This window comes from Mesorhizobium sp. M0019 (genome assembly GCF_040323975.1).
GTDB lineage: Bacteria > Pseudomonadota > Alphaproteobacteria > Rhizobiales > Rhizobiaceae > Mesorhizobium.
The window spans coordinates 33236-60000 of the sequence record NZ_JAMYVK010000046.1; the positions used below are offsets into that span (position 1 = coordinate 33236).

General features: G+C 60.8%; 21 protein-coding genes and 4 pseudogenes. 15 read left to right on the plus strand and 10 right to left on the minus strand.

Annotated elements, in window-relative coordinates; genetic code table 11:
- Positions 1-66: 66 nt before the first annotated feature.
- From NKK47_RS26865 to NKK47_RS26890, 6 genes and pseudogenes are all read right to left on the minus strand, one after another.
- Positions 67-1059: a polyprenyl synthetase family protein gene (locus NKK47_RS26865; RefSeq protein WP_352578895.1), complete on the minus strand. Its 993-nt coding sequence runs from the start codon at positions 1057-1059 to the stop codon at positions 67-69.
- Between the two features lie 154 nt (positions 1060-1213).
- Complete coding sequence (locus NKK47_RS26870) at positions 1214-2557, minus strand: cytochrome P450 (protein ID WP_352578878.1); 1344 nt, start codon at positions 2555-2557, stop codon at positions 1214-1216.
- Positions 2557-3399: an SDR family oxidoreductase gene (locus NKK47_RS26875; protein ID WP_352578896.1), complete on the minus strand. Its 843-nt coding sequence runs from the start codon at positions 3397-3399 to the stop codon at positions 2557-2559. Before NKK47_RS26875 ends, NKK47_RS26870 begins: the two co-directional genes overlap by 1 nt.
- 168 nt (positions 3400-3567) lie before the next feature.
- Positions 3568-3711, minus strand: a pseudogene (locus NKK47_RS26880) (ferredoxin); the annotation flags it as partial.
- A complete protein-coding gene (locus tag NKK47_RS26885; protein ID WP_352578879.1) occupies positions 3695-4984 on the minus strand; it encodes a cytochrome P450 in 1290 nt (429 codons plus the stop codon). The gene NKK47_RS26885 and the pseudogene NKK47_RS26880, both read right to left, overlap by 17 nt.
- A gap of 91 nt (positions 4985-5075) precedes the next feature.
- Positions 5076-6278: a cytochrome P450 gene (locus NKK47_RS26890; protein WP_352578880.1), complete on the minus strand. Its 1203-nt coding sequence runs from the start codon at positions 6276-6278 to the stop codon at positions 5076-5078.
- 202 nt (positions 6279-6480) lie between these two features.
- Between NKK47_RS26890 and NKK47_RS26895 the strand changes: the two genes are divergently transcribed.
- From NKK47_RS26895 to NKK47_RS26910, 4 genes are all read left to right on the plus strand, one after another.
- Positions 6481-6780: a hypothetical protein gene (locus NKK47_RS26895; protein WP_352578881.1), complete on the plus strand. Its 300-nt coding sequence runs from the start codon at positions 6481-6483 to the stop codon at positions 6778-6780.
- Between the two features lie 1143 nt (positions 6781-7923).
- Positions 7924-8457 (plus strand): peroxiredoxin, encoded by a 534-nt coding sequence (locus NKK47_RS26900; protein ID WP_352578882.1) that lies wholly within the window; start codon positions 7924-7926, stop codon positions 8455-8457.
- Positions 8458-8526: 69 nt separating this feature from the next.
- On the plus strand, positions 8527-9963 hold the full coding sequence (gene rpoN, locus NKK47_RS26905) for an RNA polymerase factor sigma-54 (RefSeq protein ID WP_352578883.1): 1437 nt from the start codon (positions 8527-8529) through the stop codon (positions 9961-9963).
- A gap of 57 nt (positions 9964-10020) precedes the next feature.
- Complete coding sequence (locus tag NKK47_RS26910; protein ID WP_352578884.1) at positions 10021-11238, plus strand: MFS transporter; 1218 nt, start codon at positions 10021-10023, stop codon at positions 11236-11238.
- 235 nt (positions 11239-11473) lie between these two features.
- On the opposite strand, the pseudogene NKK47_RS26915 reads toward NKK47_RS26910, so the two are convergent.
- The 3 genes and pseudogenes from NKK47_RS26915 to fdxB all read right to left on the minus strand — a co-directional run.
- A pseudogene (locus NKK47_RS26915) lies at positions 11474-12249 on the minus strand (ABC transporter permease); the annotation flags it as partial.
- Positions 12250-12390: 141 nt separating this feature from the next.
- Complete coding sequence (locus NKK47_RS26920; RefSeq protein ID WP_352578885.1) at positions 12391-13011, minus strand: nitrogen fixation protein NifQ; 621 nt, start codon at positions 13009-13011, stop codon at positions 12391-12393.
- A gap of 30 nt (positions 13012-13041) precedes the next feature.
- Positions 13042-13353 (minus strand): annotated as a pseudogene (gene fdxB / locus NKK47_RS26925) (ferredoxin III, nif-specific).
- 412 nt (positions 13354-13765) lie between these two features.
- Between fdxB and NKK47_RS26930 the strand changes: the two are divergent.
- The 7 genes and pseudogenes from NKK47_RS26930 to NKK47_RS26960 all read left to right on the plus strand — a co-directional run bounded on the left by NKK47_RS26930 (position 13766) and on the right by NKK47_RS26960 (position 23069).
- Positions 13766-13978: a hypothetical protein gene (locus NKK47_RS26930; protein WP_352578886.1), complete on the plus strand. Its 213-nt coding sequence runs from the start codon at positions 13766-13768 to the stop codon at positions 13976-13978.
- A gap of 101 nt (positions 13979-14079) precedes the next feature.
- Entirely contained in the window at positions 14080-14376 is a 297-nt protein-coding gene (locus NKK47_RS26935) for a tyrosine-type recombinase/integrase (protein ID WP_352578897.1), read from the plus strand.
- Positions 14377-14402: 26 nt separating this feature from the next.
- Positions 14403-14558: a hypothetical protein gene (locus NKK47_RS26940; RefSeq protein WP_352578887.1), complete on the plus strand. Its 156-nt coding sequence runs from the start codon at positions 14403-14405 to the stop codon at positions 14556-14558.
- A gap of 339 nt (positions 14559-14897) precedes the next feature.
- On the plus strand, positions 14898-19238 hold the full coding sequence (locus tag NKK47_RS26945) for a hypothetical protein (protein ID WP_352578888.1): 4341 nt from the start codon (positions 14898-14900) through the stop codon (positions 19236-19238).
- Between the two features lie 43 nt (positions 19239-19281).
- Positions 19282-20002: pseudogene (locus NKK47_RS26950) on the plus strand (IS110 family RNA-guided transposase); the annotation flags it as partial.
- A gap of 398 nt (positions 20003-20400) precedes the next feature.
- A complete protein-coding gene (locus NKK47_RS26955) occupies positions 20401-20652 on the plus strand; it encodes a helix-turn-helix transcriptional regulator (protein WP_352578889.1) in 252 nt (83 codons plus the stop codon).
- 188 nt (positions 20653-20840) lie between these two features.
- Complete coding sequence (locus NKK47_RS26960; RefSeq protein ID WP_352578890.1) at positions 20841-23069, plus strand: hypothetical protein; 2229 nt, start codon at positions 20841-20843, stop codon at positions 23067-23069.
- 251 nt (positions 23070-23320) lie between these two features.
- Here the strand turns inward: NKK47_RS26960 and NKK47_RS26965 are convergent, their stop codons facing one another.
- Positions 23321-23722, minus strand: coding sequence for a hypothetical protein (locus NKK47_RS26965; protein WP_352578891.1), 402 nt, complete (start codon positions 23720-23722; stop codon positions 23321-23323).
- Between the two features lie 775 nt (positions 23723-24497).
- Between NKK47_RS26965 and NKK47_RS26970 the strand changes: the two genes are divergently transcribed.
- The 4 genes from NKK47_RS26970 to NKK47_RS26985 form a co-directional block, all read left to right on the plus strand.
- On the plus strand, positions 24498-25001 hold the full coding sequence (locus tag NKK47_RS26970; protein WP_502905053.1) for a hypothetical protein: 504 nt from the start codon (positions 24498-24500) through the stop codon (positions 24999-25001).
- Positions 25002-25402: 401 nt separating this feature from the next.
- A complete protein-coding gene (locus tag NKK47_RS26975; RefSeq protein WP_352578898.1) occupies positions 25403-25654 on the plus strand; it encodes a hypothetical protein in 252 nt (83 codons plus the stop codon).
- 402 nt (positions 25655-26056) lie between these two features.
- Positions 26057-26407 carry a hypothetical protein gene (locus tag NKK47_RS26980; protein ID WP_352578893.1) on the plus strand — a complete coding sequence of 117 codons (351 nt, stop codon included), beginning with the start codon at positions 26057-26059 and terminating at the stop codon, positions 26405-26407.
- Between the two features lie 38 nt (positions 26408-26445).
- Positions 26446-26765: hypothetical protein (locus NKK47_RS26985; RefSeq protein WP_352578894.1), on the plus strand; the 320-nt coding region annotated here is incomplete at its 3' end.

Here is a 26765-nt window from a genome sequence, read left to right on the forward strand (position 1 = left end):
GTGCAGGTGCACCGCCCGCCGGCCGATCGCAGCAGCACAGGGGCGAGTCCATGCGGACGGACGCGCTCATGCGTATGGCGCGGACAGGTACACGTTGGCCCGCTGCAGCATCTGCGCTAACCGTTCCCCACGCGGCCCCAGGGGGGCGATGGCCTCCCCGGCGTCGCGCAACAAATCCAGCGCGAACTGGCGCGCTGCTTGCAGCCCCATGATCGATGCGCAGGTCGGCTTCTGCGCCGCCGCGTCCTTACCGGGGGTCTTGCCCAGCGTCGCGGTATCCGCTGTTGCGTCGAGAATGTCGTCGACCACCTGCAAGGCCAGGCCGAAACAGGCGGTGTACCGATCGAGCGCACAGTACAGCGCAGCGTGCGCGGCATCCTCCGCGATGGCGCATAGCGCGCCCATGCGAACGGACGCGCGCACTAGCGCTCCGCTCTTCATCCGGTGCATCGCCACGATCCTGTCCAGCTCGGCGTGCTTTCCGACCAGCGACAGATCCATGGCCTGCCCGCCTGCGGCACCCTCGGCGGACACGGCCTGCGCCAGTTCGCGCACGAGCGCGATACGGTTGTCGCCCGGCGCATCCAGGCTCGCCAGGGTCAGGAAGGCGTGCGCCTGCAGCGCATCGCCGACCAGGATCGCAGTGGCTTCGCCGAACTTGACGTGCACGGTCGGAAGGCCGCGGCGAAGCACGTCGTCGTCCATTGCGGGCAGGTCGTCGTGGACCAGGGTACAGGCGTGCATCATCTCGATGGCGGCGCCGACGTCGTCGAGCATGTGCGCCGGCGTGTCGGCCAGTGCGCCGGCCGCCAGACAGAGCAAGGCGCGGGTGCGCTTCCCGCCATGCAAAGTGGCGTAGCGCATCGCCGCCATCAGCTCGGTCTCACCGTCGTCTTCGGCGCAGAGAAGACGCGCCAGCGCCTGTTCGACCCGCTTTGCGCCGTCCTGCATCCAGATCTCCGGCAGCAGCCTGCCGGATGCGCCGCGCGCCTGCGCGCCCAATCCGCCGAGCGCGGAAACGCCAGTTCGGTCGTCGTGCAGCGTGGAACCGGTCTGCATGTTTTTCATGTCCTTGTACCTGACACGAGATGGCCACAGCGAGCGCCAAGCCGCAGCGGTGTTGCCGGCGTCGCACCGAGCGCGTGCGCTGAGTGCAGCAATGCCGCGCCTCGCCGGCGCCGCTGCCTCGCCACACGGGGCATGCGATGCCAGCTCATGAGAAGCCTATGCGGATTGCCATGGACGGATGTGCGGTCGGGTAATACCGCCGGCCTTTTTCGACGCCGCTCAGCAACCGCGGCCGCACCCCGGCCTTGTGCATGATCAGCGCCAAGGCGATGCAGAACTGCACCATTTCCAGCCATACCAGGTGGTAGCCGATGCAGACGTGTGGGCCGGTACCGAACTGCAGCATGTCCACCGGCCGGATCGGCTCCGTGCGTTGCAGCCACCGCGCCAGACGGAACTGATCAGGCGCCTCGTGCAGCAGCGCCGAGGTCGAGAAATGCAGCAGCGGGATGCACAGATGGGTGCCCGCGGGAATGCGCCGTTGGCCGAGTTGCAATTCCTGCAGCGCGCGACGCGGCAGGAGCGTGGTCGCCGGATGCAGACGCAGTGTCTCGCGGAACAGCGCCTCGGCGACCGGACACTGCGCCAGATCCGCGTGCCGGGTCGGCACCGCGCCCACGCGTTGAGCCTCCTCGACGAGGGCGTCCCACAGCACAGGCTGCCGCGCCAGCTCGATCACCATCCAGGCCATCGTCGAGGCAGTGGTGTCGTGACCGGCAAGCAGCAGCAAGCGGATATTGGCGACCAGGACGTCATCGGAGAGCCTATCGTCGCTGCGGTCGAAGACGCTCACCATGTCGTTGATCAACCCGGTGCGCGCAGCATGCGCGCGCGCGTCGCAAACGAACTGGCGCAACTGCGCGTCGATCCAGTCGCGGGCGGCGCGGCCGCGCCGCAAGGGCAGTCCGGGCAGGTCGACCGGGGGCGCGACGATCAGCTGCAGCAGTTGCCGGTACTTGCGATGCCATCCCGGCAGGTCCTGCGCGGGGATTCCCATGAGGCTGAAGATGAGCTTGAGCATCAGGTCGCCGGTTTCGCGCAGGATGGTTACGTCGCCGCGGTCGCGCCACGCCTGCACCCGCGCCCGGATGACGGGCGCGAACAGGTCGCCGATGCCGGCCTGGGTCAGCCCCTTGGGCAGAAACGCCGCCTTGATCGCATCACGCGCCTGCCGGTGCGCGCCGCCGTCCTGGGCAACCAACGTTCCGCCAAGCAATTCGGGCGCGATTTCTTCGATCAGCGCCGAAGACACGTCCTTGTGCCGGAGCAGTGCGAACGCATCCGGATCCACGCAGGTCATCAAGTGTCCAGCAGGGCCGAAATCCAGCCAGAAGTGGCTGCCCAGCGTCCGTTCTGCGCGCTGCAGCAGGCGCGGCAGGTCGCAGACAATGGCGGGAAGATGCCCGACCAGGGGGAAAGCGCCAGGCATGACCGGGATGTCGCATCGCAGCCGGTGCCGACGGTTGAGTGGGTTGAGCAGCATGTCCATCAGCAGCGCGCCGCCGCCGCCGATTCGGTGTCGCCGGCAGGGCGCGCGGCGCAGCTGTTGCCACCGTCGGCGTATGTCGGCACATGCGCCAGCATGCCGCCATCGATGCACACGACCTGGCCTGTGATAAACGCAGCATCGTCGGAGAGCAGGAACGCCACGAGCGCGGCCACGTCCTCGGGGCGGCCGACGCGCTGCAGGAGCTGGTGCCGGCGCAGATGCCGTTGCATGCACTCGTCCAGCTTGGCGAGGAGACGCTCGGTCATGACGAGACCCGGCGCAACGGCGTTGCAGCGGATCTGCGCATGACCGTATTGGGTGGCGAGCGAAGCCGAGAGCATGTTCATCGCCGCCTTCGACGCGGCGTAGGACGTCTGCGCCGTATCACCGCTGAGCCCCTGGCACGACGACATGTTGACGATCGCGCCACCGCCGCGGGCGATCATCCGTGGGATGGCCTGCCGGCAGCAGAGCAGCGTGCCGCGCAGATTGGTCGCCATGGTCTGGTCCCAGACTGCCAGGTCCAGGTCGAGGATCGCGCGGTCGCGCGGGGTCAGATGCATGGCGCTCGCATTGTTCACCAGCAGGTCGACCCCCCCGAAGTGCCGCTCCGCCGTCTCGAACAGCGCTGCCACCGCCTGCTCATCGGCGATATCCATGGCTATGGGCAGCGCGTGGCCTGCTTCGGCCGCGATCTGCGCGGTGCAGGCGATGGCCGCCGAGCCATCAATGTCGGCCACCACCACTCTGCCGCCCCCGCGCGCGATGGCGAGAGCGCATGCCTTGCCGATGCCGGCGCCGGCGCCGGTCACCACGGCCACCTTGCCTTCAAACCGTCCCATCGTGTCTCCTGAATTGCATTGGTCTTTCGCAGCATGCCGCTGGGCCTGCGCCGGAGAAGGCGCAGGGTCGGCGCTGGCGCGCTCGTCATGGCCAGCGTCGCTTTCGATCACCCGAATGGCGGCGACCGGGCACTGGTTGGCCGCAAGCCGCACGGCGGCGTGCAGCGCCTGCGGGACCGTCGCCACGCACACTTCGGCCACGCCGTCCGGTTCGCGCTGGCGAAAGGTGCCCGGCAGCGTCAGCACGCACTGCCCGGTAGTTCCGCACAGATCCTGATCGACCAGGACGCGCATCTCAGCCCTCCTGCCCATGCAGCCGCACCGGCAGCGCGCGGAACGTCCTAAGGAACGCGGAGGGCTCCCGGGTCGGCTGCTCGGCCAATGCCAGCGTGGGGAAGCGCGCCTGGATCCGCGGCAGGCTCTCGGCCAACTGCACTCGGGCCAGTTGCGCACCCAGGCAGAAGTGGATGCCGTGGCCGAAGGTCAGCATGATCTTCCCGTCGATCGACATGCCAGGACTGGTGCCGTAGAACCGCACGGGATCGAAGCGGTCGGGATCGGCGAAGGCGTCCGGGTCGCGATTGCCGGCCGCGATCAGCACGCGCACGTCCGCGTTCTTCGGGATCACCACGCCGCCCAGTTCGATGTCGCGCTGGGCGATACGCGGAATGGAGCTGAACATGGCGGGCGCGTCGTAGCGCAGGGCTTCTTCGACGAATGCCTTCACCCCCACGGCATCTCCCTTCAGCCAGTGCCGCTGTTCGGGATACGCCAGCATCGCCAGGACCGCATGGCCGATGGCCGCGGCAGTGGTGGCGAAGCCGCCCAGCAGCATGCCCCAGAGCATGCTGATCAATTCCGCATCCGACAGCATCTCGGCATCGTCGTCGTGTGCGCCAACCAGCATTGACACGATGTCGTGGCGGGCATCGGTGCGCTTGCGCTGTATGAGGTCGCCGAAGTAGGCCTGCACCCTGGCGCTGGCCGCGTCCCCCGCAGCGAGTTGGGGATCGCTGGCGTGGGGGCTCAGGCCTTCCAGAATGGCGCTGATGCCGGTGACGAGCCCGAGAATGTCGTCCGGGGGCATGCCGAACAGTTCGCCGAAAACCAGCATGGGCAAGGCCAGCGCGAATTCCTGATGCAGGTCCACTGCCTCCCCGCGCTCCAGTGCGGGCGCCATGCCGTCCAGGCGCGCTGTGACAATGCGAGCGATGGTCGGCCTCAGGTTGTCGATCTGGCCGATGGTGAAATCGCGCGAGATCAGCCGGCGCAGACGCGTATGCGTTGGAGGTTCCTTCATCGCTAAAGTGGACGCCAGCAAACTTAGCGACAGGCTGGTCGCCGCACGCGGGAAATAGCGCGCCAGTTCGCCTGGTGCCGGCCCCCGAAAAGCATCGCCCGTGGCCTTGAGCGCCCAGTAGATGTCGGCGTGGCGGCTCAACAGAAAGAGGCCCGACGCCGCGCGATGTACCGGATCGTGCTCGCGCAACCACCGCATGAATGGGTACGGGTCCTGAATGCACGCTGGCGACGCCAGTTCGGCGAAGGCGTCCCGGCATGCTGCCGTGGTTTCTTGCACGTCCATCTTGGTCACCTGTTGGCTAGCTGATCTGATCGGCGCGCGGCAGGCGCGCCGGCAATTCGGAGAACATCGCGTTCCTGGTGGCGTCCGCGCATCACCAGAGCACCGGGAACTCCTCGAACCCGCCAGTGATGATCTCCTTGCGCAACTTCAGTTCTTCGGGCGCCACGGCCAGGCGCAGCGCGGGAAAGCGCTGGAAGATCGAACCGAACACCGCCTTGAGTTCCAGCCTGGCCAGCGCCAAGCCGATGCAGTTGTGCGGCCCGTAGGAGAACGCCAGGTGCGGGTTTTCGTCACGTCCGATGTCGAAGATTTCCGGGTCGTCGAAATGGCGCGGATCGAACGACGTCGCCGGCAGGCCGACCAGCACCTTGCTCTCCGCGGGAACATGCACGCCCGCGATAGTCACGTCGGTCCTCGGATAGCGCATGATGCCGTCCCAGCCCGCGCCCGGCGGGTACATGCGCAGGATTTCCTCCACCGCCTTGTCCACCAGGGATGGATCGCCGACCAGGCGTTCGCGCTGTTGCGGATGGCGAAACATGGCCAGCAGGCCGAATTCGATCTGCGCGACGGTGCTCTCGTGCCCCGCCACCAGCATGCCCGTCGCCAGGCCGATCGCCTCTTCCTCGGTCGCCTTGCCCTGGTCGACCGCCGCGAGCAGATCGGTCAGCAGGTTGTCGCCAGGATCCTGGCGCTTGTCCCGCATCTTGCCGCGAATGTAGGCGCGCAGTTCTTCCCAGGCCAGGCGCGACGCGCTGCGCGGGCCGCTTTCATGCTGGTGCGTCATTACCTCGTCGGACAGCCCGGCGAAAAAGGCGTGATCCTCGTAGAGCAGGCCCATCAGCGCGCTGATGACCATGGCCGGAAGTGGAAAGGAGAGGTGGCGCCGCAGGTCGGCGGGCTGGGGCTGGGCCGCCAGTGTCTCGAACAACTGCGCGGCGACCATCTCGACCTGCTGCGCGAGCAGCTTCACCCTGCGGTTGCTGAAGGCCGGCGCCACGATCGTGCGTAACCGGGCATGCTCGCCCCCCTCGTGCGAGACCAACCACCCCGGCGATCCGAGAATCACCGAATCCGGGGTGAATGCCGCCGGCGGCATTCCCGAGGGCCGGAACGCCGCGTCGGACAGCATCGCCTTGGCTTCATCGTAGCCTGTCACCCACCAGCCTTCGTGCCCGGACGGGAAGCGCACGCGGTGGATCGGACCGTTGGCGCGTTGCGCCAACATCTCGGGCGAGGGCTCGATGTGATCGACGCGCCACATCGGCAGCGTCGGCAAAGGTTGTTCGGGCATGGTGGCACTTCACTCTATAGCGATGGAAGGGCGGAAGGTGACCGGCGGGCGCTGCGGCAGCGAATGACCTAAGACGGCATACAGATGACGTCCTCCGACGGCCGGCCTGATTATCAAGACCGGCCAACGTGTAACTGTCTAGGCACACCGCGCGGCGAGATGCAGAACTTTATCCTGCACCATCGATTTCAGGATAAGGTCGGTGTGGTGGGCCTTTGAGCCGCCGCCGGCCAAGATTTCCTGCGCAAGGGTCGACAAGGGCGGCGAGCTGTTGGGTAAGGGCGGTTTCGCCGAGGACCCCCTGCCCATAGACGCTATCCGACGCGGATTTGACATTTTGCTTTTCTTTCTTCGTTCCATTCGTGTCATCCACGAAATGAAAGTCGGTCGGCGGCTCCCGGCCCGCAACGAAGGTGCTTCAAATCTCGTGCCAATTTGGCCGCAGCAGAAAAAAATTGTGGCAGCTTCTCAGCGGCCTAGCCTGAGGCCAGAGAAGAGCTAGGCGAAATAGGCCGGTGTCGCGGGCCAACAAAGGCGACGGAACAGTGTCGGACAGAACGCCTCGGGCGACCTTTAGGTCGGGCTTGCGACATTCTGGTCCAGTTTCGAACATAAGAGGGCGGCAAACAGACACGATTGGGAATTCGATCCTCACGGCGCCAGGGCGCTTGCCCAAGAGCGCGCGCTCATGTTGCTGCGACAGGCGCGTGTTCGCGATAGCCGGGCCTGCGCACCCATGAACGCTAGCGGCACACGCTACGCAATGACTGGAGTGCCCGCCAGCCTCAGGTAGTGCATCGGCTCCGCTTCCGGTTCTTCTTTGCCCAGCCGGGGCTGAAGCGCCGAATATCCGCACCCTACAGCATCGTTGTTGCCTGTGTGACGAGGCGGTATAGCGCGCGCCCGATCTTCTAAGACACGGCCTCCGAGAAGAAGGGGGCGGTCCAACAGCACCTCTATTTGAAATGGCACGCCGCTTGCTGCTCCTGGTTAGAGCACCATCAAATCACGATGAAAGCGACTTGCACCATGCCCGACGCGCGAAGCTCTAGACAGTGGCCTGAGGAGACGATGCCCGTTCCCGCTGAACATCGGGACATCGTCTCCTCCGGAAGGCCGTTCTCGGTGGCCGCTTTGCGCATGGCTGGTCCGATGCCGGCACGCCAACACGGGCCGCTCGCGCAAATGCCGTTTACCGGTTCTGTTCAGCATGTGAGTGCCCAAGGGCCCCGTCAAAGGGTCACCCAAGCCAAGGCCGGCGGGTCACTGCCACATATCGACAACACGCTGAACCAGTCCAGTGACCCGAGTCTGCGTGAAGTGACATTTCAGGCCCCCACATGCTTGCGATATTGGCTACTTCCGGCCGCTATCCCTTTTCCAAACGCACGATCGCGAGTGACCGATCCCGCTTCCGGCGCCATAGCCGTGGGAACCAAGCGGCTCGCCGGTGTCCAGCTCGCTCAGATCGATTGCGTTCGGGTGGCCAAGACCAGCCGCCAAGACGTTCCTATACGTCGGGAGGGAAAAAGGAGGTTGCGAGCCGCGAGGTCCTCATTCCGTGCCGGGCATACGAGCCTTTGCTCGGTATTGCGCCAGCCTCTGCCAGAATTCAGCGCCAGTTTTCTTCGTTAGGAGCAACTTGATGACAGTTCAAAAGAAAGTTCCCTTCGTCACCTTTCTCACGCGTGTTCACGATAAGTCAGTCCAGGGGCCAAATCCATATCGCTGGCAAGAAAAGACATCTGACGACTACTTTGCCGGCAAGCGGGTCATCCTGTTCTCGCTGCCTGGCGCCTTCACGCCGACCTGCTCGACCTACCAATTGCCCCAGTTCGAAGAGCTCTATGATCAGTTTGAGAAGGAGGGAATTGACGCGATTTACTGCCTCTCAGTCAACGACGCCTTCGTCATGAATGCGTGGGGGAAGTCCTTGGGTCTGAAGCAGGTCGAGCTCATCCCCGATGGCTCAGGCGAGTTCACACGCAAAATGGGCATGCTGGTCGCCAAGGACAATCTCGGCTTCGGGATGCGCTCCTGGCGCTACGCCGCCCTGATCAACAATGGCGTGGTGGAGCATTGGTTCGAGGAGGAAGGTTTCTCCGACAACTGCGAGGCCGACCCCTATGGCGTCTCGTCCCCGCAAAACGTTCTCGAAACGCTGAAAGCCGCCGCATGACCTAGAATACGTCTCAGTGGTGCCATTGCCGGCCCCAAGAGGCTCCTCGACAGGATTTTCGCGCTCACCATGCAATCCTCAGCAAGCCTGCTTCAGCGCCAGAAGCAATCCATGGTCGCATCGCCTCAACTCATTGAGTCGATTCGCCTGCTGCAACTGGCGCATACTGAACTGCATCAGTTCGTGGAGCGGGAAATCGAGAAGAACCCGCTTTTGGAATCTGCATCAAGCGATGGCGGGCCTTTTGACGACGTCTCGATTTCGGGAGCGGATCAGCCTGTCGGCCCTGGCGCAAACGCCGTTGAAGGACCGACCGGGGCAGGGTCGCCTGAACGGCTCGGGCAATGGAAATCACTCGGCAACACGACCAACAACCCGCCGGGCAATGGCCCTTCCCTCGACGAGTTTGCCACCCTCGCCGAAACATTGCACGACCATGTCGCTCGTCAGATCGCCCTCACTGCGTTCACACCCCAGGAGCGGCTGATCGCTGGCCAGCTTGCCGCCGATCTGGAAGATACTGGCTATCTTCGGGCAAACCTTTTGGAGCTGGCCGAGAGCCTGAATGTCCATGAGGCTGTTGTGGAACGGGTTCTCGGAACCTTGCAGCAATTTGATCCACCGGGAGTTTTTGCGCGAAGTCTCAGAGAATGCCTCGAGATTCAGTTGCGCCAGCGAAACCGGCTCGACCCGGCAATGGCAGCTTTGGTTGCCCATCTTGAAAAGCTTGCGCGACGGGATTTTGAGGCACTGAAGCAGCATTGCGGCGTCGATCAAGAAGACCTTCTCGACATGATGCATGAGATTCGGGCGCTCGATCCCAAGCCTGGGAACCGATTCCAATCCGGTGCGTCTGAATCAATCATACCCGATGTCTGGGTCACGCCCTCACCGCAAGGCGGGTGGCAGATCGAACTTGATCCCGCCACGCTGCCAAAGCTGCTGATCAACCAAAGCTACTATGCCGAAGTCTCGCGTCAAACTGCCCAAAATTCGAAAGATCAAGCATTTCTCGACGAATGCTTGCAAAACGCGAACTGGCTAATCCGCAGCCTCGATCAGCGCGCCAAGACGATCGTTAAGGTTGCGGCTGAAATCGTGCGTCAGCAGGATGCCTTTTTGGAACATGGCGTCGCCCACCTGCGGCCTCTCAATCTTAGAACCGTCGCTGACGCGATCGGCGTGCACGAGTCGACGGTAAGCCGGGTGACCTCGAACAAGTACATGCTTACCCCGCGCGGAGTCTTTGAACTGAAGTATTTTTTCACCGTCGCGATCGCGTCCTGCCAAGGCGGCGATGCGCACTCCGCCGAAGCTGTCCGGCATCGGATCAAAGCGATCATTGCCGCAGAATCTCCCGGCGACGTGCTTTCCGATGAGGACATCGCTGTCCGGCTGAAGGAAACCGGCATCGATGTTGCGCGCCGCACCATCACAAAATATCGCGAAGCAATGAACATCCCCTCCTCCGTGCAACGCCGCCGGGAAATGCGCTTGTGTTTTTAGATTTGGGTCAAGGCAGCCAACATCACGTTGCATTGCATCAAAGTGGAGACTTCGTTCATGACCCAATCCGCAGCAGGCGTCATGGACGCTGTTCTGCACGACCCAGAAAAGCCCGACCAACCGTCTGGTCCCGCATGGGGTGCGGTCATTTCGCTTTCCTTGGGCACCTTCGGGTTGGTGACGGCAGAGTTTCTGCCTGTCAGCCTGCTCACGCCCCTCGCGCATGATCTCGGTGTCACCGAGGGTGCGGCTGGACAGGCGATGACGGCGACCGCTATCGTCGGGGCGATCTCGGCGCCGACGGTGGCCATCATCACAAAGCGCCTGGACCGCAGGATCGTCATGTGGGCGATGACGCTGCTGCTGATCCTGTCGGACGTTCTGGCGGCCGGCGCGTGGTCGCTGGCGGTTCTCCTGACTGCACGCGTCGTGCTCGGCATAGCGCTCGGAGGCTTTTGGTCGATGTCGGCATCCCTGGCGATGCGGCTCGTTCCAAGCCACCTCCTGCCGCGCGCGATGTCGATCATCCTCACCGGCGTTTCCGTCGCTACCGTTTGCGCAGCTCCAATCGGCGCTTATGTCGGCGATATTTGGGGATGGCGAAGCGCCTTCATGCTCGCCGCAGCCTTCGGCGCCGCTACACTGCTGGTGCAACTCATAACCATTCCGAGGCTGCCTCCGGTCGGAGTGGCTAGCTTCCGCAGCCTGCTGGATGTGGCCAAGATTCCGATGGTCAAGGTCGCGCTTTTGGTCGTCCTGCTGGTCGCTTCCGGCCACTTCGCCGGAATCACCTATATCCGCGCCTTCCTCGAGAAGGTTCCCGCGCTGGATGTCGACACGATCTCGCTTGTGTTGCTTGCTTTTGGCATCGGCGGATTCTTCGGCAATTTGGCCGGCGGGCTTCTGGCCGAGTACAGTCTCAAGGCAGTCGCGGCCCTTGCCCCGCTGCTCATAGCGATAGCCGCTGTTTCGCTGCTGACGGCGGGAGCATCGGCCTCGGGTTCGGCGATTGCGGTTGCCGCGTGGGGCTTTGCCTTCGGCGCGGTGCCAGTGGGATTGCAGACGTGGATGGTGCGGCGCGCCGTTCCCGAGCAGGCCGAAAGCGCCGGTGTGCTGATGGTCGTAGCGTTCCAAGTGGCAATCGCAGCCGGCGCGATTTTCGGCGGACTATTGGTGGACAATGCCGGGATTGCCAGTGCCATTGCCTACAGTGCTGTTGCCACGTTCCTCGCCGCCCTGACAGTGTTCCTGCTCGGCCCGAAGCGCGAAACCTAGACCGCCTGACAAAAGAGGCCTCAGCAGCGCAGCGGGACGAGAGATGCAATCGCATGCACGGCGCGGCGCGATCCTCCGCATGATGACTTTGGCGGTTGCAGGCTTCGTTTCGCCGAGCGTATAGGCCGACTGGATCGCCGCCGCGGCAGCCTGTTCCGTGTCGGCCTCCGATCTCGCATGGACCAGCGTCAGCGCCTCGCCGGCTTCACCTCCGGGCCATGGCGACCTTCGCCGCCAGACAGGCGAACCTCACCGGCACCGATTTCCATCTGGCGACGATGAGCGCTGCCAGCGCGATGGAACCCTTGCTGGCGGTCATATCCTTCACGAAGCCGGCATTCTGGGCGAGCGACAGCTACGCGCCGGCCATGCCCGTCAGAACGCCGGTGAAGATGCCGCACGACAGCGCAGCCAAATCACCGAAATACCAAGTATCAACGGCGGCCGGATTTTCGCCGACCGCGCGAAGCCCTAGGCCGAAGCGGGGGCTAAACAGCACCACAGGTAGATGGCACCATCAGGGACGCGACACAGACCAGCAGCGAATGGCCCGGTAGATCAGCTCGGGATAGACCGGCCCGAGCACCGGCACTCGCCGCGCACCGCTTCGGCGCTGGGCACAACGATCGAATCGCGAGTCTTCAGAGAGCGCCGGCGCGCGCCCTGCCGGAACCAGGCCTGGCGAGAATGATGGTGGAGCCGCCAGCAATGAAATTGATGCCGACGCCGAAGACAATCTGGCCGCCGCGATGGGTGATCCAGGCGAAACCGTGCACCAGCGCGAAAATCCACGGCGGTGGCTACGGCGGCGCCCAGGCCGAGCCGGGCCGAGCCTTTAACCGCAGCCGCCTTAGGCGCCGCAAAGGCGCCGGCCAGCATCTTGCCCTCGATCCCGGTGTCGAAGACGCCGGCCCGCTCCGAATAGAGCCCGGCCAGGCAGGCGAGCAGCAACGGCCCGGAGAACACCAGTTGCTCGGCGGTGATGGTGCGGGTCGGGTCCTGCACCGCCATACGGCGCCCGCCGAAGCGAGCATCACGAGTAATCGGACAGCAGGCACAGCATTCAAATCCTCGAAGGCGTCCGTCGACATTCGACAAGAGACATATGGCGGGGCGCGAGCGCTGGGGCTGTACGACTGACGAGAGCAGCTCTCAATCCGAGGCGATGCCGTTCTTGATCCGTGTGAGGCGGCTTTCGCCTTCCTCCGGGCCGAAGCAGCTTTCGAAATCATTGCATTCCCGGCAACTGGGCGCGCTGCACAGCGAAAGACCTTCGGCCTCGCAGAGCTTGCGGTAAAAGTATTTCTTCCATTTCATGTTTTGGATGTTGCCGGCCGCCAGCGTCGGAAAATGCGAGGCGAGCAGGCGGCCGAGCTCGGTCCGATTAAAAAGGCCGAGGTCCTGCCAGAGATGGTCATTGCGCATGGCACGCCGGGCGATGATCTTGGCGAAGCGGGCGCTCGCCTTGTCGCCCGGCCGGGCATGCTCCAGCAGCAGTCCACGCAGAAGTTCTTCCTCCAGATCCGGCTCGGGCTCGCTCATCTCTTCCAAGGCAAACGCGTTGATTGGAATAGCAGGGAAACTGCGGGCCAGGACATCGCGCAGCTCGGCGCGCGAAAGGCCGGTTGCCTCCGTCGCAGTCGCCTCGCCGGCCTCGATCTCCTCGAGCGCACTTGAAAGCACACAGGCAAGCACATGCTGGTCGAACCTCCTCTCAAGCTCGATCTGCGGCCATTGGCCAGTGCTGAGCCGGGCATAGTGTTGGGCAAACATGGTGCCGTTCTCCTGGTTTGTCCTATCAAGTCATGGAGCGACGGCGTCGGCCGCAACATGGGTCGGGCAGTTCTTCGGGCAGAAGCGGGGGCCAGGCTCCGCAGGCAATGCAAAGGCCGGCAATGGTCGAGAACCATGATCATGCGATCCAGCTCGCCGTCGAATCGTATCCTCGCCGTCGCAGACGCTGAGGATTTCACCCGCACCGACGCCGTAAAGATGCATGACCTCGCGCGAGCAGACCTTGAGACAGCGGGCGCAGCCCATCCAGGTCCTGCCATCGATAGCGGTCAGATATTGCGGCATCCGTCTGAACCCCTCACAGGTGACGAGGGGTGCCATCGTGAATTCTCCAACGCAAGCGAGCTCTTGCAGATGCTGAGCGCACGCATGCCAGCGCCATGCTGAAGCTGCATCCTCACTGTGCGAACAGCAAAGGTGAACGCTGCGCTCCGGCCGGAGGCCATAGGAACAGCGATTTTTTCGGTCTCTCAGCGCACACGGAGCGCACACGAAAAAATGGCCCCCTACACAAAGCTCTCGTCCGGTTCCTGGCGTGTCCAAGTCCGTCGCAAAGGTCGCTACGTCAGCGAGACCTTCCTGCGCCGAGACGACGCACGGCGCTGGGAGCGCCAAGTCAATCGCGGTGAGAAGCCGATTGAGTCCCGTATAGCGCGCCTGAAAACTTGGGGCGAACTCGTCGACCTTCGTATCGACGACTTGTGCGATGTAGGCAAGTCCCCTCGCCCTCGATATGCTCCAAAGACATCTGGGGAAGGGCAACATCGCGGCTCTCGATCGCGAACGGCTCATTCATTTTGGTCGCGACCGGGCCGCGCAAGGTGCCGGACCGACGACTCTCGGCATCGACATCGGCTTTGTAAAACTTATCCTGTCTCATGCTGCCGCCGTTCACGGTCTACCTGTCAAGGTCGAGCCGGTTGATCTGGCGCGCGTATCGGCCTGAAGAGGCTTGGCCTGGTTGGAAAGGCCATCAGCGCGACAGGCGGCCCGACGCAGGATGAACTCGACAGGCTCATCAGTCACTTCGATGCAAACCCTCGTCAAATTGCACCGGTTAGTCAGATCATACGTTTCGCCGTCGCAACCGCAATGCGCCAGGAGGAAATCTGCAAGGTGGGTTGGTCCGACTTGGAATTTCGCACGCGGATGCTTCTCATCCGCCACAGGAAAGACCCCTCGAAGAACGGCAACAATCAGCGCATACCGCTATTCGCGGCAACTGGATATGATGCGTGGGCCATTGAGGAGCAGCGGGCAGAGCGCAGCAATGACGATGATCGAAACTTCCCGTTCAATCATAGGTCAGTCGGCACCGCCTTCCGCCGAGGATGCGCTGACTGAGCATCGACGACCTTCATTTTCATGATTTGCGACACGAAGGCACGAGCCGTCTTTTCGAGGCTGGATTCACAATTGAACAAGTAGCGCTGGTCACGGGTCACAAGGATTGGAAGATGTTGCGGCGCTATACGCATCTCAGGCCGGAAATGCTTCACGCCATCCGAGCAGCGAGGGCAGCGTAATTCGCGCAAGTAAGGTTGATGATGAGCAACCACCGCAATCTCGAGCGGCTAAGAACCCGCATTAAATCCATTGCTGTGGTTACGATCGTGCCGCTTCGACACAGCCCCGATGGCATTCATGTTAAAAACGGCCTGCGGCTTTGGAGACCGAGTGTCCTTACTGCATCCCATTGTTTCCAAACCGATAACAGCCATTTTTGTGATTGATGTGCAATGGTTTGTGTAACAAAAATCCCGATTTACCTCCCTTGATTCAAGCGCCAGCGGAGGTCAGGCAGTCTGTGTTAGAGTCCAGAATCAACGACAGCGACGACCTGAGGAAACAATTGAAGAACACATATGAATTTTGATGATGCCAAGGCAGAGTTCGCCTCGCGCCTCCGTGCCCTTGAAGCGACGGGTCCGTCCGGGTTTGAAGGATTGATGAGAGACATTTTATCCGAAGTCACCGGGGAGCTTTTCAGGCTTGCGAAATCAGGCCCTCAAGGCGGTTCCGACGTCAGGGCAGTTAATTGCAATACGATCAAGATCGGGCTCGAAGGCAAACGGTACGGAGAAAACACACGGCTGGGGCTGGATGAACTGCAAGCAAAGCTGATTGACGCCGCGATCCAGGAAGACCCGGTCGACTTATGGGTGCTGGCGGCTACCCGGGAGATTTCGGCTTCCGACTACGAGCAGCTATCTAAATCGGGTACGTCTCACGGTGTTTCGGTTCTTATCCTCGATTGGCCGGCGGCAGACGGCGTCCTCCCCGATCTCGCTGTCTTGTGTGCTGAAGCCCCGCAAGCAATGGAAGCGCACATCGGGAGCGACATTTCTATCGCCAACTCGATCGCGACAATCCGAATTCACGCCAATTTCGAGAGGTTTCGTGATCGCCTGAGAAATCGACTTGGTGCGGCGGACATAGGCTATGCCGCGGCCACAGAAGCAATGCACGGCTGGATGCTAGTTGCGCTTCGACACCAAGCAAACGCAGGGGCACGCTTGGGCGGCCGAGGGCATGATCTTCTCGCGTCGCTGGAAACGCGGATAACCCGCAAAACACTCGACGAACAACTCGACCGATGGTCGGCAAGTTCGCGTCCGGCGGTTCTTGTCGGCAACGAAGGCGTTGGCAAGACATGGTCGTTCTTGTCCTGGTGGATTGACCGGACTGCGAGGCCGGAGCCTTTGCCGCTCACGATCTTTGTATCAGCCAAGGAAATCCGCGACGAGAACGTCGAGGATTTGATCAGCCGACTGCTTGCCGGGCGCCTCGAACATGGCGACCGCGTGTTTTGGCAGCGTCGGCTCGATCAATGGCGGCGTGCCAATATCGATGGTCCTCAATTCATCCTTGTCATTGATGGCCTCAACCAAAACTGGACGAAACGCGACTGGGCGGATTTTTTCCAACCCTTGTACGACGAGCGGTGGATGGGCCGGGTTGCGGTCTTGATGACATGCTGGCCTGACCATTGGGCGGACCTGCAGAAGCTCGCGCCTCTTACGCCGGAACCTATTGAGATTCCTGTCACCAACTTCAGCGAAGCGGAGCTCGACTTATTGCTCGCTAGCCACGGCCTCACCCGGAATGGGTTCGCCGACCCCATGCTGGCCATGATGAAGGTTCCTCGTCTTTCGTTGCTCGCCATCAGGAGACAAAAGGAACTTGCTGAGAGCGGAGACGTCACCCCAGAGCGTCTGGCCTACGAGGATTGGAAAAACCGTATCGCCCGGCGCGGTTCGGCGCTCGCCATCACCGATGCGGAATTTCAGGATTTTGTTCGTGAAATCGGAACAACACTTAGAACCTCGGTTGAAAGTTCGGCCTTCACCCGAAGCGAGCTGCTTGATCGATTGGGAAGGGACAGCGGAAAGGAACGGAAGGATCTACTTGAAACCCTTGGGGAGATCGTTGCTGGACGTTGGCTGGAGCCGGGAACGCGCGCGAATGAGTTTCGCGTCAACCCCGAACTTACGCCATTCGCGCTAGGACTGACGCTTGCGCACGAATTGAGAGAGGCCTCTGATGACGGATCAGCCGCCACGATCATCGCCGGTTTTGTCGACCCTTTCAAAGGCCAAGGATTGGGTGTTTCAATCCTTCGTGCCGCGACAACCGTCGCCTTACTTGACCCCGAAGTCGGTCGTGGCGCCCGGCGAGCCATATTGAAACGTTGGCTTTCAGAACAGAACTTCATGCAAGTTGACTTTGATGCCTACTGGCGCCTCATCGGAATCGACGTTGATCTCATGTGCCAGAATATTGAGGACACATGGCTTTCACGGGAGGGAAGTGGGGTCTTCTCCGATGAAATCCTTATCAAAGGAATGGTGCAGGCTTATCGTTTCCCACAAGTTGCCTCGCATCTTGTCCGCCGAGCGGAACAATGGCTGGGATGGCTTTGGGAAGACCCCGACGAAGGTCGCTTGCTGGGTCGTATTGACCCCAACTCGCAACGGTCGCTAGAGAACCGGGCTCGGACCACAGCGTCTCTAATAGAATGGCAGAACATCGAACGTTCGGAATGGCCACAAATCGAACTCCGCACATCGGGAGACGTCAGTTGGTTTAGCCACAGAGTATTCGGCATACTCTCGTTTCTGCCCCGAGCGCACTTTATTCGTGCTTATGCGGCATGGGGGCTCAGTCGAGCAGTGATGGGCGTGCCACGCCATATCGACGAACTTGCCTGGGTTTTCCGACTTAACAAAGAGGACGCAGATCCTTTCGAGTTGGTATTTTATGAATGGATCGAACGGCTTCGTACCATCGGAGGCGCCATTGCTCACAGCGCGGCGAACCACCTTCTCGAGGCCCTCGCTGATCCGCGCGCCCAAGATATGCTTGATAGAAGCCGAATCCAGCAATCGGGAGGAGATGGGGAAACGGCGGGACCGGCATGGATCGACCCTCGAAACCCATCGCAACAGCCAGATCACGATATCCAGAAAGAGCGCGTTCACGGTCGCTCATTGTGGCTTCATCACCGTCAGAACAGCGACGATGATATTCGCTTGGAAGGCGTCAAGACGACCTTGGCGCGCCTCGATCCGGCCGTTCTGCAAGAAATCGCAGTTGAGGCGGCCAGAAGTGCATCAGACCGCACCTCTGAACAACTATGGGGCCTCGTGCACCGGACGCACCGCATCCTTATGCTGTTGTCTGCCGAGGAACGCCACAACCTCATCAACGCGATAGACCGCGTACTCGACGGCAGCGAACTCTTTGATCAGAAGGATCTCCTTTGGTGGCGCGCTCGTCGGCTGGAAATACGGCTTTGGGGTACTACTCTGAGCGAGCAGCTTACGATCATTAGGGAAGAATGCCAGGACGCGAACGAACTCGCCCTGCTCTACGGCCCATTAGCGCATTTGGACCAGCCGCTTCTTCGCGAAGAATTGGCAATGTTTCCCCTCGCCGGCACAAAGGCTCAAAAGCTTGTCTCGTTATATTATCTGACCCAGAGGTCGGCGGACGCGACATTGGGCGGATGGAGCGATTTGGCTTCTCTCATATCCGACGGGGATGAAGATGTCAGGCGTTTGGCTATTGAGTTGGCGCCCGCAACACGTGAGCCTTCCGTCATGGCGGCGGTCGCGGCAAGCGGCAGGGATGCAAAATCGGCGGCAAATCGCGTTGATCGGGCACATATTTCTCGCGCGCTGCTCGCGGCAAGTGAGGTTTTGGGACAGCCAGACCTCCTAAAGAGGGCTGACCCGGAGGTGGTTGCCCTGCAGTTAATCTGGCATCCTACCGACATCACCATTTCGCAGGCTTACGATGCGTTTTTGCGAACGGCCCTGCAGAGGTCGCTTGTATTGCGATCTGGCCCGATTGGCGATCACTGGGTTCGGCACGAGGGGGCAATACGAGCATTGATTTCCCAGGATCCGAACGGCTTCCTGCCCTGGCTGGCTAGTTGGCTCAGTGAAATCGGCGATGTTCCGAATTTTGTGCTCATGGATGAATTTCCGCTTATCTCGCTTTGCCGGGCTCTTTTCGAAGCGGGCGCGCCGCAAGCCGAAGTCCTTTGGGATAAACTCACTGAGGCGATGGCGAGCGGAATTATGAAAAACGAAAGCCTGTTGCTCCTGCCGATGGAATCACCTGTGGGTGAAAATGGTGACGGGATGCGCACCCGTGTACTGTCGGCGGCAACGACGGATCAGGATTTGGCAGCCCTGGTGCAAGCCGCTCTCAGACACGGTCATACTGGCTGGCTTGAGCGCATCATCTGTGACGGTGAAGCAAGTGGCCGAGCCGGCGACATCGCTAAAGCCTACACCCTACTTGGGTATTCCGATGCCGTTAGCCCGTTCATCAACCTTTGGGACGAGTTCTCGGATCGGAAGCCCGTCGATGGATGGCTGGCATCGGTCTATCAAGGTAGCCATGCAGCCTTTGAGCTAAACGGTTGGGCGCGCCACTGGTACCGCGCATATCTCGATGCTCCCGACCCGGCCGCGGCCTTCGCAGCCTTTGAGCTGCTTCTGTCTTACCTCGATGGTCGGGCATCTCTTTGGATCGAAATAAGATCTGAATTGGAGCCCGGTGAACTATATCTGAAAGCTCACTGGGATTCCAACGTGCATGAACTAAACGACGTCATAAAAAAATCGCGAGATAAGCTGAAGAAGACTCTATTTCACACCCCCATCATGGAGCAAACTCAGCACCCGTGGCTATAGCCGTGTCCGCCAGACTAGGCTGTCGATCGACGGCCTGCGTGGGCTCAACCTATTCCGCCCGGTGCACATCAAGACGCTGACGAGCCAAAAGCGCCGGGTGCTGCTGACGGCCCGCAAGATCTTGCAGGAAAAGGCGATCGCGATCGAGAACGACATCCGCGGTCTTCTGCGCAACTTCGGGCTCAAGGTCGGCGCCGTGGGAACGGCGAAGTTCGAGGACCGCATCCGTGAGCTTGTCGAATGCATGCCCGATCTCGAACAGATCATGGAGCCACCTGCTGGCCGCCAGGCGGAAGCTGCGCGAGGAATTTGCGCACCTGCACAGACAAGTGCTGGCGATCGCCAGGGGCGATGCTACCTGCCGGCGCTTGATGACGGTCCCTGGTGTCGGCTCCATAGTGGCGCTCGCGTACATCGCGACGATCGACATTCCACAACGGTTCAGAAACTCCAAGGCGGTAGGGCCGATCCTGGGGCTGACACCGAAGCTCGACGAGTCCGGCGAAAGCAAGCGCGTTGGAGGCATCTCACTCTGCGGGGACGGCATGATGCGAACATTGCTCTATGAAGCAGCCCAAGTCATGCTGACGCACGTGAAGAAATGGTCATGGCTGAAGGCCTGGGCGATGAACGTCGCCAAGCGGCGCGGCTTGCGCAGGGCGATAGTCGCGCTCGCACGTCGCCTGGCGGTCGTCATGCACCGCATGTGGCTGGACAACAGCGAGTTCCGCTGGACGCGGGAAACCATGGCGTCAGCCGTGTGACAAAAGGCCGGGAAGAAGAGGTAGAGAGTTCCGCCCAGCGCGGAAGCATGTCCTTCGCGGGACGAAGGATGAGGTGAGTTCGCGATCATGGGCGCACCGGTCATGTCATGCTGGCCAGGACGCGAATCAGATTGTTCCGCCTTATTCTCTGAATCCCATCAAGGGAGGGCCAATGGGCCGATCCCGGAGAGAAGCACGAACCCGCGAATGATGTCAGAAGCTGGTAAGGCAGAAAATGACAAAAGCGCTTGACCCCAAGCCGCCGAATAGAGAAGCCATGATCCGAGCTCCTAACAGCTTGGTAGTGGTCAGGCCGCACCGAGTGTATCGAGCACCGGTGTGGCCGCTAGTAACCATCGTTTATGTCACTTTTTGTGACTTTTAACAAGATGAATGTCATGAAAACGGACATACTGCCTCAGCAGATCCGAGCAGCTCGGGCCTTGATTGACTGGACGAGAGAGGACTTGGCAAACGCCTCTGGAGTGACAGTTCGTACGCTCGCCAGAATTGAAAGCTCTCAAACGCTTCCCAGGACGGCAACACTTCAGGCGATATCTTCTGCGTTGGAAGCGGCGGGGATCGAATTCATTTCACAGAATGGAGCGGGACCCGGCGTCCGCCTTGCCCGTCGACTGGACGATAACTGACACAGCCAACAGCCGTGCCCTCACCGGGGCAGACTTCGAAGATCTCGTGCGCGATCTGATCGGGCGAAGAACTCGGCATTCCGTTCGAGGCGTCCTGCGCAGGGCCGGACAGTGGGATCGATGGAAGGCACGCGCCCGGATGAGCTTGCCGTTTGTAAAGAGATCGTCATGGCGGCAAAGAGATGAAAATGAGCTCGGACCAGTTAAGTGACGAAGAAGTAGCCGCCGCTCATGCAGCAGGAAGCGTCGCGACCGATCTGTTTCGGCAGACACTTACTAAGCTCGTCGAAAAGACGACTGCCGTCGATGCGTTGGAGTTTCTGGTACGTGCCGCCTTTTCGGTGATTATTCACGGTTTGAATCCATCAAAGCCGGGTCACAAATCCCGCTTGGAGCTTTTTCACCTTGAATTGATTCAGGCGCTGGCTCTCTCACGTCACCGCGTCACCTCCGATCCTAAAACCGATTATCCGCTGGTCACGGAGCGCATCATCGACCTGATCGGTCAGAATGCGCGGGCCTATCAGGATCAAACAAAAAGCAAAGTCTCGCCCGACGCAGCCGAAAACCGCCGACAGGAAATGTTGAACCTAATCCAACGCTGGACGCTGGCAGTTAGAGGGCCGCGGCAGGGGTTTCAAACTCGGCAGTATGCTTCAGAGCTAGCGATGTCGGTCAATGGGTCGTTCCGGCATCACTACGGTTGCGACGCGACAGAAGTCGTTGCTGCGCTTTCGGCGATCATCGACATATGTGAAAGCCGGGTTCAGGGTCATCTGGAAGAAATGCGCGCTTGGATGACCCAACAGAACTCCGGAAAGGCGATGCTTGAGGCTTTCATCCGAAACCTCGAACCAAATGAGCAATCAGAGATCTCCTCCCGCGCAGCGATGCTCCTACATGATCAAAAGCAGCTTTTTGCACTTTTGTGGAACATCAACGAACAACGCTGGATGAACCTTTTCAGATTCTCCAATGCTGAGGTGGTAGCAGCTGCGCCAATCGAACAGAGGCAGTCGATCACCGCTGTACTCTCGCAGTTGTCGATAAGGTTCGGTGAAGTTACAGAAGCGGACCTTCAACACCTGCATCTTGACAATCCGGTTCAACGCAAACCGCTCATTAAGCTGGACGACAAAACGTTCTTCTGTGTCGGTCCTCAAATCCTAGGTGTGCACCTGGCAGAGATTGTCGAAAGCCTATGCGCGAAGCTGCCCAAGATCAAGAAGGCTGCTGAGAAAGCGCGTGCGGACTGGTTAGAAGCTCGACTAAGTGCTGCGGTGCGGAAATCTTTACCCCATGCCGATGTTCGCGAGCAGGTGAAATGGAGCGATGACGGCGGGGTGACCACTTGGGAATCCGATCTTGTGGCGATCGTTGACAAGACTGTGCTCATATTCGAGGCAAAGTCGGCCAAAATAAGCGCCGCGGCCCGTCGGGGGGCTTTCCGAAGCTTGAAAGACACGTTGAATGAATTGATCGTCGCGCCTTCGAAACAGTCGCTGCGATTAAAACAGCGCATCGTCGGCACAAGCGGGCCCTTATCATTTTCGACTCGGCAGGGCCCGCTCATTATTCGGGCCAAAGAAGTTCGCGACATTGTACGGGTGAATATCGTCCAAGATGTCGTAGGGCCCCTGTCATCCCATTGGCCGCAGCTCAAACAAGTCGGTCTTGTGCCCGAAGAATCGGACATCGCGCCAACGATGTCGGTGTTCGACCTTGAAACAGTCTTCGAGCTGGTGCCGACGGAAATCGAACGCTGTCACTATCTGAGCCGAAGGGCGGAACTTGAGCGAAATGCGACCTACACGGCGGACGAATTGGACCTTCTTGCCCTATATTCGAGAACCCGATTCAACATCGGTGAGGACGAATATGATGGAAGCCACCACGCCTGGTATGGCTTATCCGCCACCCTAAAGTATGTCCGTGACGAAAACCGAGGTGTTCGACTGTCGTCACCGTCTGCTGCGACCACCGAGTTCTGGGCAAAACTCCTAACCTCTCTAGAAAAGAGGCTGCCGGAAGGCTGGACACGATTCGGCCATCGTCTCCTGAACGTTGACATCACGCAACAAAAACAGATTGAGAAGTTGATGAAGAAGGGAATGAGAAAGACGAGCGGTAATCCGCATCTTTTCTTTCACTCGGGCATTACTTTCGGCGCCAGCAAAAAAATGCAGACAATCGCGGTCGCAGTCGGCGCTCCAGTGCAACCGGAGCAATTTGAGCGTAATCTCAGAGCTTGTTCAGAGGGTGCGCTTGAACAGGGTGGACAGGACGACGTTCTAGTCTTGTACTGGTTTATGCCACGAACTTCAGAACCCTACGACTTCATTGGGGTCGTCAACCGTCGTCGACTTTCGGACATCCGCGGTACCCCAGTAGATCTCTCGGCAGCGCGTCGCTGCTGATGCCAGCAGCCGTGTCAAAAGCCGCAACAGCGAACAATCGCACGCTGTGCTCTCACGGCTACCTGAAAGATCGCCCGCTTGCCGTGCTGTCATCAACCATCGGACGAAATCCGTCGACTTTGGCGCGACAGCGAGTGCCAACGTCGTTGCCAACTATGTTCGCTTTTAGGGGAGCGTCGATTCCATTCTCGATGTCCGAGATGAGGCGCATACCAGACAATCAGTAGCTGACCGACCGTGCTCCGGTCGCCTCATGCCTTCCACATCGTCGATCGGAGAACCGCCTGCATATGCTGTGCGAGGTCGAGCTCACCGCGCGCCTCGATCTCTAATAGATATCGGGCCTTGGCCAGCCGATCCCTTTCCTCAACCGCAACATAGCCGCAGATGGCGAGCAGCGCCCTCTCCTCTTCCCGGCTGGCTCTGGCGGAGTCGCCGCGTCCACCGCCTATCTCGTGCAGGGCTTTACCGAACGCGGCATAAGCTATCTTGTGCGCCTCAATCAGCGGTCGCAGACTATCGACCGGTCCTCGGTCTCGACCTGGCGGCTCAGTACCGAGCGCCGTTGCCGCAACTGTCGAGGCGACGACTGCGCTGCCAGAGTAGAGGAGCAAGGCGCGGCGGTTGATCCTAGACGTGGCGAACTCTCCCATTTGCCTTGATGACGATCAGGCCAGTGACGTGAAACTATAAGACCGTAACACGACGGTTTGCGCATTCGTGTCAGGATGGAGCGACCCCTGGCAGACGACAGTCAGTACGGCTGGGCGATGCGCAGCGACTGAATCTCGGAAAGGATGCCGCGCCCAACCACCCTGGGGCGGAGGCTCCGATTTGGGCGCGGGCCCGTTGCGACCGGGTTGTGAGACCTAGGGATCCACTGTGGCGCCAGCCGACAAGCCAGCGCTCGGCCGCCATCCTACGGCCGACGCTGGCGAGGTCGATTATCGGGGCCGTAGTGAAGCCTCTCTCCGGCAGGCGTACTGGCTGCCGATCGCGAGCCACTGCATGCCAGGTCGACGTGGTTCCGACGTTGACTATCCACCACTTCGTTGTGTGCCGACGAGAGGCTGTCACAGCGCAGTCTCTGACCACGCCCCCTTCCCGGCCTCATCCTCACCAAAGCGTGGGAATGGCTCCCGCACGTTGCACTAAGCCACGGGAATAGCTGAGAATTCGTGATTCTCGCAATGTGCAGGAAACACCCACACATTGCAAAATCACCTCGTAACCCATTGAAAAACAACGATCCAACCGCAGCGCAATGTGCTCCCTTTTATCCTGCCATCGTCCGGTTGCCTGTAAGCGTCCGGTTTCTGCACCCAGATTGAGTAGTGCAATAGTGCGACATGTCGGGCTCCTTCGTTGCATGGAGGATCTCCGGTGAATTTGGGACATTTCGAGAACAAGGCGCGGCAGTCCTATTGGGTGGTTCACGTCGAGGCTTGGCGGCGCAGCGGTCTGACGCGGACGGAATATTGCCGTGTGCATCGCCTGACGAAGGACACGCTTGATCGCCGGCTGAAGTACTTCGCGGGCAACGACGCGGCGCGTAAGCAGTCGGAATATCAGGCGGAACTGCGCCGTCAGAAGCGCCTGGAAGAGCGAGCGAAGCGGCAGAAAAAGCGCGCTTGGCTGCGCTTTGCGGTGAGCACGGATGTACGCAACAGTGCCGTGCAGGCGTTCTGGGCGATGCATGGCGAGGCGATGAACTGGAGCAGAATGGGCATCCGTGAATACGCCGCCGCGCTGCATCTTTCGCCGACGAGCCTGCGCACATGGCGTGACCGACTGGACGAGGGTCCGGTCGAAATCGACTGGCGGGCGCATCTTCATCCCTCCGCCCGTCCGGTCGTTGGCACTAGTGCTAGTGGAACGCCGCCGGAATCGAGCTTGACCGCCGACCGAAGGATGATCCAGGCACCTGCTTGACGCTTTCTCAGTGACGGGCAAAAGCGCGCCAGTGCGTTGGAGAGCGCCCTGTCTCGCAGGTCGCGCAAGCACGGGATCGTCACGGGGTTGTTGTGCCGCTGGCGAGCGTGCAGTTCGGCGTTGCGCAGAAGAAGCACGCGAGGCGTGGGCCCGTTGCATTGGACGGACGGTACGCCGGCAGGGCTTTTGCTGCAGGAATTCGTGCAGCCGCCCGACAGGATGACGGCAATCGATGCCTAATGCGCGTCGTGTCTTCGCACCGAAGGGTGGCGATGGCAATGCGGTGCGGACGCAAGGGTTCCGGCGCAGTTTCGGGTCATCCGCACCCTACGCCGAAATATGCCGTGTTAGTGAGGCAATTGTGAAGTCACCGGCACGGAAGCGGCCGATCGCCGGCGCTGCTGGCGAAGGTGCTGAATTCAATTATTGCGATCAAACCCCCAGGTTATCGCCAGTCGCAGATCTATGCTCGACACGGAGTTGACCTCGCTTGCTCTAGCCTCGCGAGCAGGTTGGCGGCGCCCGCTGTTGGCTGGAAGCGTTGCACGAACGCCCGGCGAAGAACGTGTTCGCATCCGATCATCGTCGCTAGCGACACGGCTATGCCAGCCTCGATCAACCAACGGTCAAAGGCGAATCATTTTCACCGATAGCTGGGCACATACGCGGCGCAAGTTCTATGACGTCCAGCAATCCACCGGATCGCCATCGCGAAGGAAGCGCTGCACCGGATCGGTGAGGTTTATGTGATTAAAGCAGGGGTGCGCGGGCAGTCGCCCTATCGCTTGCGGCGCGAGAGCGACGACGAAGCCAGTCGTGGTCGCCTTCTGCTCCAGGCTGCACAGTTCCCGCCCCAAGGGGTTGGCATCGGATGGCGGAGGTCTGCGGGCTCAAGGGAGCCGCGGTGTAGTCGCGCCGAACCCGGACACGATCAGCGTAGAGGCGAACGAACGCGGGCAAGTAGAGCCCTGCCGCGCAATCACATGAGGTGGCAAGACTTGAATGTTACGCCTTCCTGGTGATGGATAGGCGGCAACACGACGTTTGGAGGACGCATGGCGAAGCGAGTCCTGTTCGACGGCGAAGGCGTCGACGCTGTTTTCGAGTCTGCGCGCCGGGCAGAGCATAAGCGAAGCGCGCAGGCGCGGGCGCACTGCGAGGAGCTTTGGGAAATCTTCGAGCCGTACGCCGACGAGGATTTCCTTGTCCGCATCCGCACGAATTTTCATTCCTGCTACTGGGAGATGCACCTCGCGACCTACTTCATCCTCAAGGGAGCGGACGTTCTTGCCCCCAAGCCTGGGCCGGACATCGGGATAGTTGGAACGGGCGGAAAATATGGTTCGAATGCGTCTGCCCCACGCGGGGTGACGAGGGAAAGCCGGATTTCGTTCCCCCGCTCGTGATGGGAAAGGCCTATGAGATACCCAACGAGAAGCTCGTGTTGAGGTATCTCAACAGCATTCACCAGAAGACCCTTGTTCAGTACCCGCGGTGGCGGGAGAACGGAGCTGTCGCGGAAGACGACGCATATGTCGTTGCGATCAATCCGGTGCTGCTTCAGCACGAATGGGGCGGCGACAGCATGCCGCCGCGCGTCCTCCAGGCGGCGTATCCCGTCGGACCGCCCTTCGTCAGTTTCAGCCGGGAGACCCTGGAAGTCTCTGAGGTCGGCTATCGCACCAGAACCGGAATCAAGAAAGCGTCAGGCAGCGACGTGGCAACGGGCGTTTTCGACAATCCCGACTACAAATCTCTGAGCGG